Source organism: Nocardioides sp. Root1257 (genome assembly GCF_001425175.1).
Taxonomy (GTDB): Bacteria; Actinomycetota; Actinomycetes; order Propionibacteriales; family Nocardioidaceae; genus Nocardioides.
The window spans coordinates 1-15,697 of record NZ_LMDV01000006.1 but is presented as its reverse complement, the minus strand read 5'-3'; the positions used below and the strand labels follow the sequence as shown (position 1 = coordinate 15,697).

Sequence of the window (15,697 nt, the reverse complement as noted above, 5' to 3'; positions counted from 1 at the left end):
GGCTCCACCAGTACAACCACCACCGGCCCCACTCAGCAATCGGCGGCCAAACACCCATCACCCGGTTGAACAACCTGGCTGGGCATCACAGCTAGCCGCTCTCAGCCGCCGAGCCGCTGCATCGCCACGGCCGCGAGCACCAGCTCGCCGGTCTCGTCGGACGCCTCGATGTCCACGACCCCGTCGATCACCCAGTCGTGGTGGCCCTCGGGGTCGTGGATCGTCTGGCGGACCTCCCACGAGGCCCCCGACTCGGTGACCGTCAGGAGGTCCGGCCCGCGGGCGTCGGCGTCCGTCAGCACCTGGTCGTGCTCGGCGTAGTAGTCCTCGAGCGCCGCGTCCCACGCCGACCGGGTCATGGTCACCTCGGCCGGCGGGTCGGTGCGGTCGGCGGCCGCGCGCTCCAGGCGCATCAGACCGTCGAGGTCGTCGCGCGCGACCAGCTCGACCCGCCGCCACATCGCGTTGCGGATCATCACGCGGAAGGCGCGGGTCTGCTTCGAGATCGCCCGCGGCGACGGCGGCGGCTCGTGGTGAGCGACGTCGCTCCGCACGTGCTGCGGGTCGTTGAGCGCCTCCCACTCGTCGAGCAGGGACGAGTCGGTCTGCCGGACGGTCTCCCCCAGCCACTCGACCAGGTCGTCGAGCTCGGGCGTGCGGTGCGCCTCCGGCACCGTCTGCCGCAGCGTCCGGTAGGCGTCCGTCAGGTAGCGCAGCACCAGGCCCTCCGAGCGCGCCAGCTGGTAGCGGCTCACGAAGTCGGTGAAGCTCATCCCCTGCTCGTACATCTCCCGCACGACCGACTTCGGGTCCAGCGCGTCCTCGCGGAGCCAGGGGTGCCGCTGACGGTAGATCTCGTACGTCGCGCCCAGCAGCTCGGCCAGCGGCTTCGGCCAGGTGACCTCCTCGAGCAGCTGCATCCGCTCCTCGTACTCGAGCCCGTCGGCCTTCATCTCGGCCACCGCCTCGCCGCGCGCGACGTGCTGCTGCTGGAAGAGGATCTGTCGCGGCCCCTCGAGCACCGCCTCGATCACCGACACGATGTCGAGCGTGTACGTCTCGGACTCCGGGTCCAGGACGTCGAGCGCCGCGAGCGCGAAGTGCGCCAACGGCTGGTTGAGCGCGAAGTCCACCGGCAGGTCGACGGTGAGGACGTAGCGCCGACCGAGCTCGTCGACCTCGTCCAAGCGGGTCAGCACGCCCGAGCGGAGCAGCGACCTGGCCAGCCGCAGCGCCCGGCGGGCCAGCCGCAGCTGCTGGCGGCGGTCCTCGTGGTTGTCGGTCAGCAGCCGGCGCATGACGGCGAACGCGTCCTCGTCACGGGCGAGGACGTTGATCAGCATCGCGTTGTCGACCTTCATCCGCGACACCAGCGGCTCGGGCTGGCCCTCCACGAGCTTGTCGTAGGTCTGCTCGGTCCACACGACGGTGCCCTCGGGCGGCTTCTTGAGCTGCACCTTGGAGTTCTTGCGTCCGGCAGCCTGGCGCTCGGCGATCTTCGCCTTGGCCTTCTCGTTCTCGATGACGTGCTCGGGCGCCTGGACCACGACGTACCCGGCGGTGTCGAAGCCGGCACGTCCGGCCCGGCCGGCGATCTGGAGGAACTCACGCGTGCGCAGGATCCGCGAGCGGCTGCCGTCGAACTTCGCGAGGCCGGTGAAGAGCACGGTCCGGATCGGCACGTTGATGCCGACGCCGAGGGTGTCGGTGCCGGAGATGACGCGGAGCAGGCCGGCCTGGGCGAGCTGCTCGACGACGCGGCGGTAGCGCGGCAGCATCCCGGCGTGGTGGACGCCGATGCCGCGTCGCAACAGCTTCGAGAGCGTCTTGCCGAAGCCGGCTCCGAACCGGAACCCGGCGAGCCGCTCGGCGATCTCGTCGCGCTGCTCCCGGTCGGCGGCGGCCCAGCCGGCGTTGAGCAGCGACGTGGCGTGCTCGACGGCGTCCTTCTGGGTGAAGTGCACGACGTACACCGGTGCCTGCCCGGTCGTGACCAGCTCCTCCAGCGTCTCGGCGAGCGGGGTGAGCTGCCAGGAGAAGCTCAGCGGCACGGGACGTACGGCGTCGTCGACGATCGTCGTCTCGCGTCCGTTGCGCCGGGAGACGTCGGCGGCGAGCTCGGTGACGTCACCGAGGGTCGCCGACATCAGGAGGAACTGCGCCTGCGGCAGCTCGAGCAGCGGCACCTGCCAGGCCCAGCCACGGTCCGGCTCGGCGTAGAAGTGGAACTCGTCCATCACCACGAGCCCGACGTCGGCGCGCCGTCCCTCCCGCAGCGCGATGTTGGCGAGCACCTCGGCGGTGCAGCAGATGATCGGGGCGTCCGGGTTGACCGACGCGTCGCCGGTCAGCATCCCGACGTCGTCGGCGCCGAAGACCTCGCAGAGGGCGAAGAACTTCTCGCTCACCAGTGCCTTGATGGGCGCGGTGTAGAAGGACACCCGGTCCTCGGCGAGCGCCGCGCGGTGCGCCGCCTCCGCCACCAGCGACTTGCCGGAGCCGGTGGGCGTCGCGAGCACCACGTTGTCCCCCGCGAGCAGGGCGAGGATCGCCTCCTCCTGGTGCTCGTAGAGCGTGAGGCCGCGGTCCGCTGCGGCCTGCGTGATGTCGTCGAGGAGGTCGGTCACGGCCTAGTCACGAGCCCGGGGGTGTGCGGTCGCGAAGACCTCGCGCAGGTTGTCCACGGTCACCAGTGTGTACACCTGGGTGGTGGTCACCGACGCGTGCCCCAGCAGCTCCTGCACCACGCGCACGTCGGCGCCGCCGTCGAGCAGGTGCGTGGCGAAGGAGTGCCGCAGCGTGTGCGGTGAGACGTCCTTGGTCACGCCGGCCCGGTCCGCCGCCTTGACCAGCACCGCCCACGCCGACTGCCGGGAGAGCCGCCCGCCCCGGGCGTTGAGGAAGAGCGCTCCTCCGTTGGTCGAGCCCGTCGAGACCCCCGCGAGCTCCGGACGAGCCCGCACGAGGTAGGCGTCGACCGCCTCCCGGGCGAACGACCCGACCGGCACGATCCGCTCCTTGCTGCCCTTGCCGCGCAGCAGCACGGTGCCGTCGACCGCATCCAGGTCGTCGACGTCGAGGCCGACGGCCTCCGAGATCCGCGCGCCCGTGCCGTAGAGCAGCTCCAGGAGCGCCCGGTCGCGCAGTGCCAACGTCGTCCCCGGCGCTCCGGCCACCTCCAGGATCGCCTCGACGTCGGCGAGCGGCAGCGCCTTGGGCAGCCGCTTCGCGGGCGACGGTGGCTTCACCCCGCTGGCCGGGTCGCTCGTCGCGAGCCCGTCGGCGACGGCGAACTTGTGGAAGCCGCGCACGGCCACCACGGTCCGCGCTGCCGATGTCGAGCTCAGCGCGGGGTGGTCCGCGTCGCCCTCGCGCAGGCGCACCAGGAAGTCCGTCACCGTCGCCTCGGTGACCTGGTCGAGGTCGTCGAGGTCGCGCTCCGCGAGGAACCCGACGTACCGGCGCAGGTCACGTCGGTACGACGTCAGCGTGTTCGCAGCGAGCCCGCGCTCGACCGACAGGTGGTCGAGGTAGGTGCGCACCGCGCGCTGTGGGTCTCCCATCGCGGGACGATCCTAGGCGAGCGCGTCCTCCAGGCTGACCGCGGTGATGCCGACGGCCTCGCCGACCGGCGCGTTCGTGAGCTGGCCGGCGTGGGTGTTGAGGCCCAGCGCCAGCGAGCGGTCGTCGCGGCATGCCTGTGCCCAGCCCTTGTCGGCCAGCGCCACGGCGTACGGCAGCGTCGCGTTGGTCAGCGCGTACGTCGAGGTGTTCGGCACCGCACCCGGCATGTTGGCCACGCAGTAGAACGTCGAGTTGTGCACCTGGTAGGTCGGCTCGGCGTGCGTGGTCGCGTGGGTGTCCTCGAAGCAGCCGCCCTGGTCGACCGCGATGTCGACGAGCACCGAGCCCGGCTTCATCTCGGACACCAGCTGGTTCGAGACCAGCTTCGGCGCCGCCGCACCCGGGATCAGCACGGCACCGATGACCATGTCGGCCTCGCGCACCTGCTGCTCGAGCGCCAGCCGGGACGACGCCAGCCCGTGCACCCGGTTGTTGTAGCGCCAGAACGACATCCGCAGCTTGTCCAGGTCGGTGTCGAGCAGCGTGACGTCGGCACCCATGCCGAGCGCGATGTTGGCGGCGTTCTGCCCCGAGACACCGGCGCCGATGATGACGACCTTGGCGTTCGCGACGCCGCCGACGCCGCCCATCAGCACACCGCGACCGCCCTGGGCCTTGAGCAGCGAGTAGGCGCCGACCTGCGGCGCCAGGCAGCCGGCCACCTCGGACATCGGGTACAGCAGCGGCAGCCCACCCGAGGGCAGCTGCACGGTCTCGTAGGCGATGCCGGTGACCTTGCGCGCGATGAGCTCGTCGGTGAGCGGCTTGTCGGCCGCCAGGTGGAGGTAGGTGAAGAGGGTCAGCCCCTCCCGCATCCGGTGGTACTCCTCGGCGACCGGCTCCTTGACCTTGAGCACCATGTCGATGCTGCCGTCCGGACCCCAGGCCGCGTCGGCGTCGGGCACGATCGTGGCGCCGGCGGCGACGTACTCCTCGTCCGGGATCGACGAGCCCACGCCGGCACTCTCCTGGACGAACACCTCGTGACCGTGCGCCACCAGCTCGTGCACGCCGATCGGGGTGATCGCCACCCGGTACTCGTGGTTCTTGACTTCCTTCGGGACGCCGACCTTCACCGATGTGCTCCTGTCATCGAAACCGTTGTCTATGTCCGATCTGGACACTTAATCCGTACTGCAACGACATTATTGCCACGGATTCCGTAGCCGATGTCAAGGGGTGGCGACACCGGGGACCGGACTCCGAGCCCTCACACTTCCAGAAGACCCCGCGCCTGCGCCATCAGCAGCGCGATCACGGTGTGCGCGTCGCCGAGCCGCCCGTCGACGGCGGCGGCGAGCAGGTCCGCGGCCGGCACCCACCCGCTCTGCATGTCCGCCTCCTCGTGCTCGGCGACGAAGTCGTCGCGGTCGGCGGCGGAGAGACCGCGTGCGAGGAAGTAGTGCAGCAGCTCGCCGGAGATGCCCGGGGAGGAGTACGTCGTCGTCAGCGCCGTCCAGTCGCTCGCCTCGAGCCCGGCCTCCTCCCTCAGCTCGCGCCGGGCAGCCTCGAGCGGGTCCTCCCCCGCGACGTCGAGCAGGCCGGCCGGGAGCTCCACGAACCGCCGTCGGGCCGGGTGCCGGTACTGCCAGAGGCAGAACACCCGCTGCTGCTCGTCGACGGCGACGATGACGACGGCGCCGGGGTGCTCCAGGACCAGCCGCTTGAAGGGCTCGTCGTCCGGGTGGCCGGGTCGCTGCAGCCAGTCGGCGCGGAGCGCCACCACCCAGTCGTCGCGGTGCAGGTCGATCGACCGGACGACCGGCCACTCCTCGGCCCGGTCGGCGAGCTCCGGCACCGGCGCCTCAGTCCTCGTCCGCGCGGTGCAGCAGGCTCTCGTCGATCGGGAAGCGGAGCTCCTTCTGCCGGGCGATCGCCGCACCGACGAGCCCCTTGAAGAGCGGGTGCGGGCGGGTCGGCCGCGAGCGCAGCTCGGGGTGCGCCTGCGTGGACACGTAGTAGGGGTGCACCTCGCGCGGCAGCTCGACGAACTCGACCAGGTTGTTGTCCGGGGACGTGCCGGAGAAGACCAGGCCGGCCTCCTCGAGCTGGTCGCGATAGCTGTTGTTGACCTCGTAGCGGTGCCGGTGGCGCTCCTCGATCAGCGCGTCGCCGTACACCTCCCGCGCGATCGTGCCCTCCTTGAGGGCGGCCGGGTAGAGCCCGAGCCGCATGGTGCCGCCCAGGTCGCCCGCGCCCTCGACGAAGTCGAGCTGCTCGGCCATCGTCGCGATCACCGGCTCGGGGGTGTCCGGGTCGAACTCGGTCGAGCCGGCCTTCTCCAGGCCGAGCTCGGTGCGGGCGTACTCGATCACCATGCACTGGAGCCCCAGGCACAGGCCGAGCGTGGGGATGCCGTGGGTGCGCGCGTAGGTCAGCGCGCCGAGCTTGCCCTCGAGGCCCCGGATGCCGAAGCCGCCGGGGACGCAGATGGCGTCGACGTCGCTGAGGTGCCGGGCCGCGCCCTGCGGCGTCTCGCACTCGTCCGAGGCGATCCAGCGGATGTTGACCTTGGCCTCGTGCGCGAACCCGCCGGCGCGCAGCGCCTCGCCGACCGAGAGGTAGGCGTCCGGGAGGTCGATGTACTTGCCGACCAGGGCGACGGTGACCTCCTCCTTCGGGTGGTGCACCCGGCGGAGCAGGTCGTCCCAGACCGTCCAGTCGACGTCGCGGAAGGGCAGGTCCAGGCGGCGTACGACGTAGGCGTCCAGGCCCTCCCGGTGCAGCACCTTCGGGATGTCGTAGATCGACGGGGCGTCCGCAGCCGTGACCACGGCCTCCTGGTCGACGTCGCACATCAGCGAGATCTTGCGCTTGATCGAGTCCGGCAGCTCGCGGTCCGCGCGGCAGACGACTGCGTCCGGCTGGATGCCGACCTGGCGCAGCGCGGCGACCGAGTGCTGGGTGGGCTTGGTCTTCAGCTCGCCGGACGGGCCGATGTACGGGACCAGCGACACGTGCAGGAAGAAGACGTTGCCGCGGCCGATGTCGTGGCGCACCTGCCGTGCGGCCTCGAGGAACGGCAGCGACTCGATGTCGCCCACGGTGCCGCCGACCTCGGTGATGACCACGTCGACGTCGGGGCCGCCCATGGCCAGGATGCGGTCCTTGATCTCGTTGGTGATGTGCGGGATCACCTGCACGGTGTCGCCGAGGTAGTCGCCGCGGCGCTCCTTGGCGATCACGCTCGAGTAGACCTGCCCGGTCGTCACGTTGGCGATCTGGCCGAGGTCGGTGTCGAGGAACCGCTCGTAGTGACCGATGTCCAGGTCCGTCTCGGCGCCGTCGTTGGTCACGAAGACCTCACCGTGCTGGAACGGGTTCATCGTCCCCGGGTCCACGTTGAGATAGGGGTCGAGCTTCTGCATCGTCACGCGCAGGCCGCGCGAGCGGAGAAGTCGGCCGAGGCTGGACGCCGTCAGGCCTTTTCCGAGCGAGGAGGCGACGCCTCCGGTGACAAAAACATGCTTCGTAGGCGTCCCGTTGTTCACGGAACTCCATGCTACGTCAGGGGCACGGCTCCTGCCGAACCCGACGCACCGAAGGAGCCGCCCGGATTGGTCAGCGAGCGGATCAGGGCCAGCGTCGCGGTGACCTGACCGAGGGCGGTGTCGGCCCCGTCGACGGTCCCCACGCTCTCCGCAGCCGGGTCGGCGCGGAGTGCGACCAGGTCCCCGCCGGCGGCACCGGCGTCGGTGTCACCCGCGACCACGACGCCCGTCGCCTTCGCGGCGAGGCCGGTCGTCACCCCCTGCAGGATGGCCGGGTCCATGTGGTCGCCGAGGACGACGAGCACCACGGCTCCGGGAGCGGCCTGCTTCGAGGCATCGACCAGCTCCGCGCCCGCGAGGCTCTCCCGCACGGTGGCGGCGTCGGCGCCCTCCCCCGTCGCGGCGAGCGCGAGCAGCTCGCCGAGACGCTGGTACGTCGGGGCGTCGCCGTCGACGGCGTCCTTCAGCTGGGTCATCAGCTGGCTGCCCAGGGTGTCGACGAGCGACTTCTGGCCAGGCTCGGTGAGAGCCGGCCGGACGGCGTACGTCGCGGCCACCGCGCCGCCGGCCGCACCGATCTGAGCGGTCAGGGCCGCCGTGGTGTCCGCGTCGGCGCCCGGCATCGTCACCACGGTGACCGGGTGGTCGGCCAGGCCACCGGCGTACAGCTTCGCCGCGGCAGCGGTCGCGAACTCGTCGCCGAACTCGGCGCTGCGCTGGGCCTCCTGCGCCGGCACGGTGGCCGCCGACGCGGCGCGGTCGTCGCGGCCGAGGTCGCTCAACGGTCCCCCGCCGAGCACCACCCCCACGGCGAGAGCCAGGAAGACGGCGACGAGCGAGACGATGTGGTGTCGGTACGAGATCAACGGAAGAGTCCCAGGGCTTGGTCGTAGAGGTCAGAGCATGCGTCGGCCAGCGACTGTGACCACTGCTGGGCCCACTCGTGGCCCACCGGAGTCACGGAGATCGCCGCGGCCAGCGCCACCAGGCCCGCGAGCATCACCACCAGCAGGTGCCAGGGGCGCACGCGGCCCGAGTAGAGCAGCGGCACGGCGGCGCCGTCGACAAGGCGTGGCCCCACCTTCAGCCGCGTCAGGAAGGCGCTCGCCACTCCCGGACGCTGGCTGTCCAGCAGCTCGGCGAGTGTGCCCCGCAGCCCGACGGCGACGATCACGGTCGGGTCGGCGGCATCGGCGACCACCAGGGCCGCGTCCGCAGGAGCGACGGCAGACTCGATCAGCGCCGGCCGGACCCCGAGCCGGTCGAGCTGCTCGAGGATCGCCGGGGTGCTCCCCCGGTCGATGCGGACCACGACGTCTCGTGCGGCGCGCAGCGACGCCGCCGTCGGCAGCTCGTCGTCGGCGTCGAGGACGACGACGTCGACGCGAACGCCGGCCCGTCGCAGCCCGTCGGCCGCGGCTCCGACGGCGACGATGACGGGACCCTGCTCGCGCAGGAACACCCGCACTCCGGCGAGCTCGCTGTCCTGGTCGTAGTCGCCGGCGACCACCACGACGGGCCGACCGGCGATCGGGGTCGCGAGGCGGGGCACGCCGAGTCCGTGCAGGAGCAGGTCCTGCTCGCGACGCAGGAGCTCGGTGCTGTTGTGGGTCAGCGCGGCCAGCTGGGTCGCCAGCCCGGACCTGGCGCGCTCCATCGCGTCGGCCACTGACACGGCGTCGAGGACCCGTCCCCTGGCCACCTCGACGTCGTCGACGTAGACGGCTCCCTCGTGGACGCGGACCTCCGCACCATCGGCAATGGCGCCGAGGGCGACCGTGCCGACGCCGTCGACGACCTCGACGCCGGCCTCGACGAGGAGCTGCGGGCCGAGGTTCGGGTAGCGACCGGAGATGATCGCCACCGTGTCGACGACCGCGACCGCGCCGGCGTCGACCAGTGCCTGCGCCGTACGCCGGTCCATGTCGAGGTGGTCGACCACGGCGATGTCGCCCGGCCGGAGCCGGGCCAGCAGGTCATGGGTCCGACGCTGGACGCGTGCGGTCCCGATCGTCCCGGGTGGTGCCTCGACAGGACGTTTCTGAACCGATGACCTCATGACCGAGCCATCGTGCCAAACCGACCGAGGCGATCTGTGCACACGGAGGATCCGGGCGCGTCGTCAGGCCCTGCGGACCTCCTGGGCCACGTCGAGCAGCTCGCGGGCGTGGGCCAGCGCGGTGTCGGAGTCCGCCATCCCCGCCAGCATCCGGGACAGCTCGCGCTCGCGCTGGCTGTCGTCGAGGACGGTCAGTCCCGAGCTCGTGATCGAGCCGTCGGAGGACTTCTCGACCACGACGTGCCGATCGGCGTACGCCGCGACCTGTGGGAGGTGCGTGACGACCAGGACCTGGGCGGTGCGGGCCAGCTGCGCGAGCCGCCGGCCCACCTCGACGGCCGCAGCGCCACCGACGCCGGCGTCGACCTCGTCGAACACGAACGTGGGGACCGGGCTGGTGCCAGCCAGCGCCACCTCGATCGCGAGCATCACCCGCGAGAGCTCACCGCCGGACGCGCCCTTGGTGAGCGGCCGCGGCTCGGACCCGGTGTTGGCGGCGAGCACCAGCTCGATCTCGTCCGCCCCGGTCGACGTGAACCGGTCCGCCGGCCGCACGTCCACCGCGAACCGCGCGTGCGGCATCGCCAGCAGGGCCAGCTCGGCGGTGACCTCCGAGCCGAGCCGGCCGGCCGCCTCCGTGCGCGCCGCGGACAGCTGGGCGGCCGCCTCGGCACGCTCGCGGTGCAGCACCTCGCTCGCCGCCCGCAGCTCCTCGATCCGCTCGTCGGTGTGGTCGAGGCTCAGCAGTCGGGTTGCCGATCGCTCGGCCCAGGCGAGCACCTCGTCGACGGTGTCGCCGTACTTGCGGGTGAGCGCCGTCAGCGCCGCCCGTCGCTCGGACACCGCGGCGAGCCGGGCCGGGTCGGTCTCGATGCGGGTGGCGTACGACGCGACGTCGGCCGCGAGGTCGGACAGGAGGTAGGTGAGCTCGGCCAGCCGGTCCGCGAGCTCGCCGGCCTCGGCGTCGTGCTCCCGCACCCCGTCGAGGGCGGATCGGGCGGCGTACGCGGTGGTCAGGGCGTCGGGGTGGCCGTCCTCGCTCGACAGTGCCTCCCGCGCGGTCTCGGCGGCGGTGCGCAGGGTGTCGGCGAAGCCCAGCCGGGTCTCGTCGGCGGCCAGGGTCGCGTCCTCGCCCGGCTCCGGTGAGACCGCCTCGACCTCACCCAACCCGAAGCGGAGCAGGTCCGCCTCCTGCGCGCGCTCGCGCGCGGTGGCGACGACCTCCTCCAGCTCGGCCTCGGTCTCCTCGAGCCTGCGGTGCAGGTCGCCGTACGTCGCGAGCAGGTCCGCCAGGGGCGCGCCGCCAAAGCTGTCCAGCGCCTCGCGCTGTGCCCGGGCCTGGAGCAGCCGGTGCTGGTCCGACTGGCCGTGCACGGCCACCAACGGCTCCGCGACCTGCGCGAGCGCCGTCACCGGGACCGAGGCACCACCGACGAAGGCCCGCGAGCGGCCCTCGGCCGACACGTTGCGCGCGAGCACGACCCGGTCGTCCTCGACCTCACCACCGACCTCCTCGACCGCCGTGCTGAAGCTCGCCAGGCCGTCGACCAGCACCACTCCTTCGACCCGGGCGGTCTTCGCGCCGGTGCGCACCGCGCCGGTGTCGGCTCGTCCGCCGAGCAGCAGTCCCAGGGCAGTCACGATCATCGTCTTGCCGGCGCCGGTCTCACCCGTGATCACGGTGAGACCGGGGCCGAGCTCGAGCGTGGACGACTCGATCACCCCGAGCGAGGAGATCCGGATCTCCTCAAGCATCGGGGCTCTCTCCCTGCGCGATCCGGTGCCGGCGCTCGGTCGAGCCGCGCCAGCCCTCGACCGGCAGCCCGAACTTGGCCACCAGCCGGTCGGTGAACGGTGCCTCGTGCAGCCGCACCAGCCGGACCGGCACGGCGCCCCGCCGTACCTCGATCCGCGCCCCCGGCGGCAGCTCGACGGTGCGACGCCCGTCGCACCACAGCACGCCCGCCCCGTCGGTGCGGGCCAGCACCTCGACGGCCATCACCGAGGTGGGCGCCACCACGAGCGGCCGCGCGAAGAGCGCGTGCGCGCTGATCGGCACCAGCAGCAGCGCCTCGACGCCCGGCCACACGACCGGGCCGCCGGCACTGAAGTTGTACGCCGTGGAGCCCGTCGGCGTCGCGCAGACCACCCCGTCGCAGCCCCAGCGCGAGAGCGGGCGGCCGTCGATCTCGACGACCACCTCGAGCATCCGCTCCCGGGCCGCCTTCTCGACGCTCGCCTCGTTGAGCGCGAACGTCCGGGCGATGACCTCGCCGTCCCGGTACACCAACACGTCGAGCGTGAGGCGCTCCTCGGACGTGTAGCGCCGGTGGACGACCGCGTCGATCGTCGACTCGAGGTCGTCGTACTCCGCCTCGGCGAGGAAGCCGACGTGGCCGAGGTTGACGCCCAGCACGGGCGTGAGGGTGCCGTGCACCAGCTCGGCGGCGCGCAGGATGGTGCCGTCGCCCCCGATGACCAGCACCAGCTCGCAGTCGCCGCTCGGATCGGTCGCGGGCGCCACCTCGAGGCCGTCGCCACCCGGCTCGAGACCGAGGTCGCGTGCCTCGGTCTCCAGCAGGCGGACCACGATCCCGTGAGCGCTCAGCGCCTTCGTGAATGCGCGCGCGACCTCGCGGGCGTCGTCACGCCCGGTGTGCGCGACGAGCAGGACGCGACGGTCCTCCGTCGAGTCGCTCGTCGCCTCGGTGCTGGTGGTCACGGATCCACCTTCTCACCCGGGACCCCCAGTGGGTCGGCTCCCACCACGGCGCTGTGGATGTCGTCGTCGGAGAGCTCCGCGGGTCCGCGCCGCAGCCACAGGAAGAACTCGACGTTGCCCGAAGGTCCCGGCAGCGGGCTGGTCGCCACGCTGCGCGCGCCCCATCCGCGCCGCGCGGCCGCCGCAGCGACCCCCAGGACCGTCTCGGCGCGCTGCTCCGGGTCGCGCACCACCCCGCCCTTGCCGAGCCGTTCCTTGCCGATCTCGAACTGCGGCTTCACCATCAGCGCCAGGTCCGCCTCCGGCGCGCAGACCCCGAGCAGGGCGTCCAGCACCAGCTCCAGGGAGATGAAGGACAGGTCTCCGACCACCACGTCGACCGGGCCGCCGATCAGCTCCGGCGTCAGCTCGCGCACGTTGGTGCGGTCGTGCACGTCGACCCGCTCGTCCTGCTGGAGGCGCCAGACCAGCTGGCCGTAGCCGACATCCACCGCGACCACCTGGGCCGCACCGTGCAGCAGGAGGACGTCGGTGAACCCGCCGGTGGAGGCGCCGGCATCGAGACAGCGTCGGCCGGCGACCACGAAGCCCTGCGGCTCGAACGCCGCCAAGGCACCCGCCAGCTTGTGACCGCCGCGCGACGCGTAGTCCGGTCGATCGGGGTCCTCGCTCACCACGATCGCGACGTCGGTCGTGACCCCGGTGGCCGGCTTCGCGGCCAGCGCGCCGCCCACCTTGACGCGACCCTGGGCGATCAGCTCGCTGGCGTGGTCGCGCGAGCGGGCGAGGCCGCGGCGTACCAGCTCGGCGTCCAGGCGGAGGCGTCGAGGGGGCACGGTCAGGCGGGCTCGGTCGGCGCGTCGGTGTGGTCGAGGGACCGGCGCAGCTCGGAGTGCGCGGCCTCGAACACCCCGACGTGCTCCTCCAGCGGGCGCTCCTCGAGCTCCTCGACGGCCCGGATCACCTCGTCGACACCGTCGACCCCGGTGCGGACTCGCTCGGTCTCCGGCTGGTCGGTCTCACTCATGCGCCCGAGGCTACCCCGCGGCGGGCGCTGCGACGGAGCCCAGGTCCACCGGTTCGCCGGTGTCGTCGAGGTGCTGCCACGCGGTCGCCGCGACCACCCGCCACCAGTCGCCGACGCTCCCGTCGCCGTCCACCCGGAGTCGTCCCTCGGCCACCGTCCCCCGCCAGCCGCCGAGACGCTGCTCGCCGTCCTCGAGCACGGGGACCCCGTGCGCCTCCAGCAGGCCCGCCAGGTCGGGAGCGACGTACGTCGGGCGCACGTCCTCCGCCGCCGTCGTCAGCTCCGCCAGGCCGGTCACGCCGGTCAGCACGAGCAGCGAGTCGATGTCCGCGCGACGCGCCCCCTCGATGTCGGTGTCGAGCCGGTCGCCCACCATCAGCGGCCGCCGGCCCCCGACCCGGCGGATCGTCTCGTCCAGGAGCGGGCGCTCGGGCTTGCCAGCCACCACGGGCTCGACCCCGGTGAAGTCACGCAGCATCGCGACCTGGACGCCGTGACCCGGTGCCACCCCGTACGCCGTCGGGATGGTGTGATCGGTGTTGCTCGCCACCCAGGGCAGCCCGTCCCGGATCCGCACCGCGGCGCGCATGATCGCGCTCCAGCGCACCTCCGGCCCGTACCCCGTCACGACCGCCACCGCCTCGTCCTCCACGCCCACCGGGTCCAGCCCCGCGGACCGCAACGCCTCCTCGAGCCCGTCGGACCCGAGGCAGACCACCCGAGCACCGGCCTCGAACCGGTCGACCAGGACACGCGCCGCGGCCTGCGCGGAGGTGACGACGTCGTCGCCCCGGGCGTCCACGCCGAGGTCGCGGAGGTGGGAGGCCACCGTCTCGGGGCTGCGTGCCGCGTTGTTGGTGATGAACGCCAGCCGCATCCCCTCCTCGCGCGCCGACGCCAGGTGCTCGGCGGCGCCCGGAACGGCGTCGCCGCTGATGTAGACGACTCCGTCCAGGTCCAGCATCGCGAGGTCGTAGCCACGACACAGCGGCTCCTCCGACGTGCCGAGCACGGTGCCTCCTCCGGGTCGCGGGTGTGGCCGCACCCTACGATGCTTCGATGGACTCCGGCGTCGTGGCCACCCCCACCCTGGTGACCCGGCCGCTCCGCCTGGAGCCGTTCCGGGCCCTGATGCTCGCGCCGAACCGGATCGGGGCGCACGCCTCCGCCCGCTCGTTCGCCCGGCCCTACCGCGACGTGGCCGCCCGCTTCGACGCCTGGCAGCAGTCCGGGCAGGTCACGCAGGACTCCGAGGCCGCGCTCTACCTCCATGAGTACACCACCTCCGGCGTCACCATCCGCGGGCTCGTCGGCGCCCTGGACCTGACCCGGGAGGCCCGCAGCCGCGACGAGGTCGCCGTGTACCCGCACGAGGGCGTCCACCCCGCGCAGGCCGCCGAGCTCGCCGACCGGATGGCAGACATGGCCATGAACCCGGCGCCGATCCTGCTGACCCATCGTGCGCCGGCCGGGCTGCGTGCTCTCCTGCGCGACCTGCGGCAGCGTGCGGCCGACCACCAGTTCACTGACCGCTCCGGGCAGTACCACCGCGTCTGGGCGCTCCGCGACGCCGACGCGCTCACCGAGATCGGAGCCGGTCTCAGCCGCACACGTGCCCTCATCGCCGACGGACACCACCGCTACGCCGCGTACGGCCGGCTCCGCGCCGATCACCCCGAGCTCGCTCCGGCAACCGACGCCGGCCTCGCGATGCTGGTCGACCTGGAGGACACCCCCCTCTTCCTCGGCGCGATCCACCGGGTGCTTCCCGGTGTCTCGCTGCGCGACCTCGATCTGCTGGGCGACGCCGTGCGTGCGGCCGCCGGCCCGCAGGAGGCCGTCGCGGCCCTGGCCCCGACCACGGTGGTGGCGACCGACGGCCACGACTGGGCGACGATCTCGCTCCCCCGGACCGACGACAGGTTGACGGTCGAGATCCTGCACGAGGACGTCCTCCCCATGCTCCCGGCCTCGAGCGCCGGTCCGCGCTACGCACACTCCGTCGACGAGGCCCTGAGCGCGGTGGCCCGCCGGCGGGGACTCGCGATCCTGATGCCGGTCCCCGACGTCGTCGACGTGCTGCGGGCAGCTGAGCACGGACGGCTGCTGCCCGAGAAGGCCACCTCCTTCCAGCCGAAGCCGAGCGTCGGGGTCCTCATCCGCTCCCTGCGCGACGAATGAGCCGGCCGCGGGTCATCTCCACCTCGACCCGGGACGCAGCGCCTCCACCGGTCCTGAAGAAGCGGCGCCGCATCGCTCCCGACACCTCGACCACGTCGTCCGGCTGCCACGACGCCACCGAGCGACGGGCCCGGCTGGTCCACGCCGCGCACTCGAGCGCATCGACCGACGACCGTCCCGAGGCATCCGGTCGGGGCACCACCACGCGAAACGTCCACAGGACGTCCCCGCTGGGGAGCACCCGCTCCTCCGGAGCCTGAGAGACCCGTCCGACCAGGCGGACCTCGTTGACCGCGGCATCGACCGCGGTTCCGTTCTTCTGCTGTGCTGGCATGCACATCACCTCCACCGAGGACGATCCCGAGGGGCTCCGACACTCGGGATTCCTGCGACGAGCGACAGTGGAAAGACCCGTCACCAGCCGGCCTGTGCATGAAAACTGGCCCGAAATGCGAAACAGGGCCACCCCCGAGGGGGTGGCCCTGTTCGAAAGAATGTCCGGCGGCGTCCTACTCTCCCACAACCTCTCGGTTGCAGTACCATCGGCGCTGAAAGGCTTAACTTCCGGGTTCGGGATGGGACCGGGTGTTTCC

14 protein-coding genes and 1 rRNA gene are annotated in these 15,697 nt (G+C 72.4%); 1 reads left to right on the top strand and 14 read right to left on the bottom strand.

Annotation, left to right across the window (positions count from 1 at the left end; all coding sequences use genetic code 11):
* Positions 1-101: 101 nt before the first annotated feature.
* The 12 genes from ASC77_RS08050 to ASC77_RS07995 all read right to left on the bottom strand — a co-directional run bounded on the left by ASC77_RS08050 (position 102) and on the right by ASC77_RS07995 (position 13,935).
* Complete coding sequence (locus tag ASC77_RS08050; RefSeq protein WP_056150867.1) at positions 102-2,627, bottom strand: DEAD/DEAH box helicase; 2,526 nt, start codon at positions 2,625-2,627, stop codon at positions 102-104.
* 3 nt (positions 2,628-2,630) lie between these two features.
* Positions 2,631-3,563 carry a site-specific tyrosine recombinase XerD gene (gene xerD, locus ASC77_RS08045; RefSeq protein ID WP_056150865.1) on the bottom strand — a complete coding sequence of 311 codons (933 nt, stop codon included), beginning with the start codon at positions 3,561-3,563 and terminating at the stop codon, positions 2,631-2,633.
* 12 nt (positions 3,564-3,575) lie between these two features.
* The gene (ald, locus tag ASC77_RS08040) at positions 3,576-4,700 is read right to left on the bottom strand and encodes an alanine dehydrogenase (RefSeq protein ID WP_056150863.1); all 1,125 of its coding nucleotides are present in this window, start codon (positions 4,698-4,700) and stop codon (positions 3,576-3,578) included.
* 134 nt (positions 4,701-4,834) lie between these two features.
* On the bottom strand, positions 4,835-5,422 hold the full coding sequence (locus ASC77_RS08035) for an NUDIX domain-containing protein (RefSeq protein ID WP_056150860.1): 588 nt from the start codon (positions 5,420-5,422) through the stop codon (positions 4,835-4,837).
* Between the two features lie 7 nt (positions 5,423-5,429).
* Entirely contained in the window at positions 5,430-7,115 is a 1,686-nt protein-coding gene (locus ASC77_RS08030) for a CTP synthase (protein ID WP_056150858.1), read from the bottom strand.
* Between the two features lie 11 nt (positions 7,116-7,126).
* Positions 7,127-7,981: a copper transporter gene (locus tag ASC77_RS08025; RefSeq protein ID WP_056150856.1), complete on the bottom strand. Its 855-nt coding sequence runs from the start codon at positions 7,979-7,981 to the stop codon at positions 7,127-7,129.
* Positions 7,978-9,174, bottom strand: coding sequence for a putative cytokinetic ring protein SteA (gene steA / locus ASC77_RS08020; RefSeq protein WP_156390997.1), 1,197 nt, complete (start codon positions 9,172-9,174; stop codon positions 7,978-7,980). The genes ASC77_RS08025 and steA overlap by 4 nt, the downstream gene beginning before the upstream one ends.
* Positions 9,175-9,237: 63 nt before the next feature.
* Positions 9,238-10,929 (bottom strand): DNA repair protein RecN, encoded by a 1,692-nt coding sequence (recN, locus tag ASC77_RS08015; RefSeq protein ID WP_056150853.1) that lies wholly within the window; start codon positions 10,927-10,929, stop codon positions 9,238-9,240.
* On the bottom strand, positions 10,922-11,896 hold the full coding sequence (locus ASC77_RS08010) for an NAD kinase (protein ID WP_056150851.1): 975 nt from the start codon (positions 11,894-11,896) through the stop codon (positions 10,922-10,924). The genes recN and ASC77_RS08010 overlap by 8 nt, the downstream gene beginning before the upstream one ends.
* Positions 11,893-12,732 (bottom strand): TlyA family RNA methyltransferase, encoded by an 840-nt coding sequence (locus tag ASC77_RS08005; RefSeq protein ID WP_056150849.1) that lies wholly within the window; start codon positions 12,730-12,732, stop codon positions 11,893-11,895. The genes ASC77_RS08010 and ASC77_RS08005 overlap by 4 nt, the downstream gene beginning before the upstream one ends.
* Before the next feature lie 2 nt (positions 12,733-12,734).
* Positions 12,735-12,923: a hypothetical protein gene (locus ASC77_RS08000; protein WP_056150847.1), complete on the bottom strand. Its 189-nt coding sequence runs from the start codon at positions 12,921-12,923 to the stop codon at positions 12,735-12,737.
* A gap of 10 nt (positions 12,924-12,933) precedes the next feature.
* Positions 12,934-13,935: an HAD-IIA family hydrolase gene (locus ASC77_RS07995; RefSeq protein WP_056150844.1), complete on the bottom strand. Its 1,002-nt coding sequence runs from the start codon at positions 13,933-13,935 to the stop codon at positions 12,934-12,936.
* A gap of 47 nt (positions 13,936-13,982) precedes the next feature.
* Between ASC77_RS07995 and ASC77_RS07990 the strand changes: the two genes are divergently transcribed.
* The gene (locus ASC77_RS07990) at positions 13,983-15,104 is read left to right on the top strand and encodes a DUF1015 family protein (RefSeq protein WP_056150843.1); all 1,122 of its coding nucleotides are present in this window, start codon (positions 13,983-13,985) and stop codon (positions 15,102-15,104) included.
* On the opposite strand, the gene ASC77_RS07985 is transcribed toward ASC77_RS07990, so the two are convergent.
* Together ASC77_RS07985 and rrf are read right to left on the bottom strand one after the other, a co-directional pair.
* Positions 15,079-15,438, bottom strand: coding sequence for a single-stranded DNA-binding protein (locus ASC77_RS07985; protein ID WP_056150869.1), 360 nt, complete (start codon positions 15,436-15,438; stop codon positions 15,079-15,081). The genes ASC77_RS07990 and ASC77_RS07985 overlap by 26 nt on opposite strands.
* A 162-nt stretch (positions 15,439-15,600) precedes the next feature.
* Positions 15,601-15,697 (bottom strand): 5S ribosomal RNA (rrf, locus tag ASC77_RS07980); the annotation flags it as partial.

Coding starts and splice junctions, on each gene's coding strand:
- xerD (WP_056150865.1), bottom strand. CDS start 3,563: ATGGGAGACCCACAGCGCGCGGTGCGCACCTACCTCGACCACCTGTCG.
- steA (WP_156390997.1), bottom strand. CDS start 9,174: ATGAGGTCATCGGTTCAGAAACGTCCTGTCGAGGCACCACCCGGGACG.
- recN (WP_056150853.1), bottom strand. CDS start 10,929: ATGCTTGAGGAGATCCGGATCTCCTCGCTCGGGGTGATCGAGTCGTCC.
- ASC77_RS08000 (WP_056150847.1), bottom strand. CDS start 12,923: ATGAGTGAGACCGACCAGCCGGAGACCGAGCGAGTCCGCACCGGGGTC.
- ASC77_RS07990 (WP_056150843.1), top strand. CDS start 13,983: ATGGACTCCGGCGTCGTGGCCACCCCCACCCTGGTGACCCGGCCGCTC.
- ASC77_RS07985 (WP_056150869.1), bottom strand. CDS start 15,438: ATGCCAGCACAGCAGAAGAACGGAACCGCGGTCGATGCCGCGGTCAAC.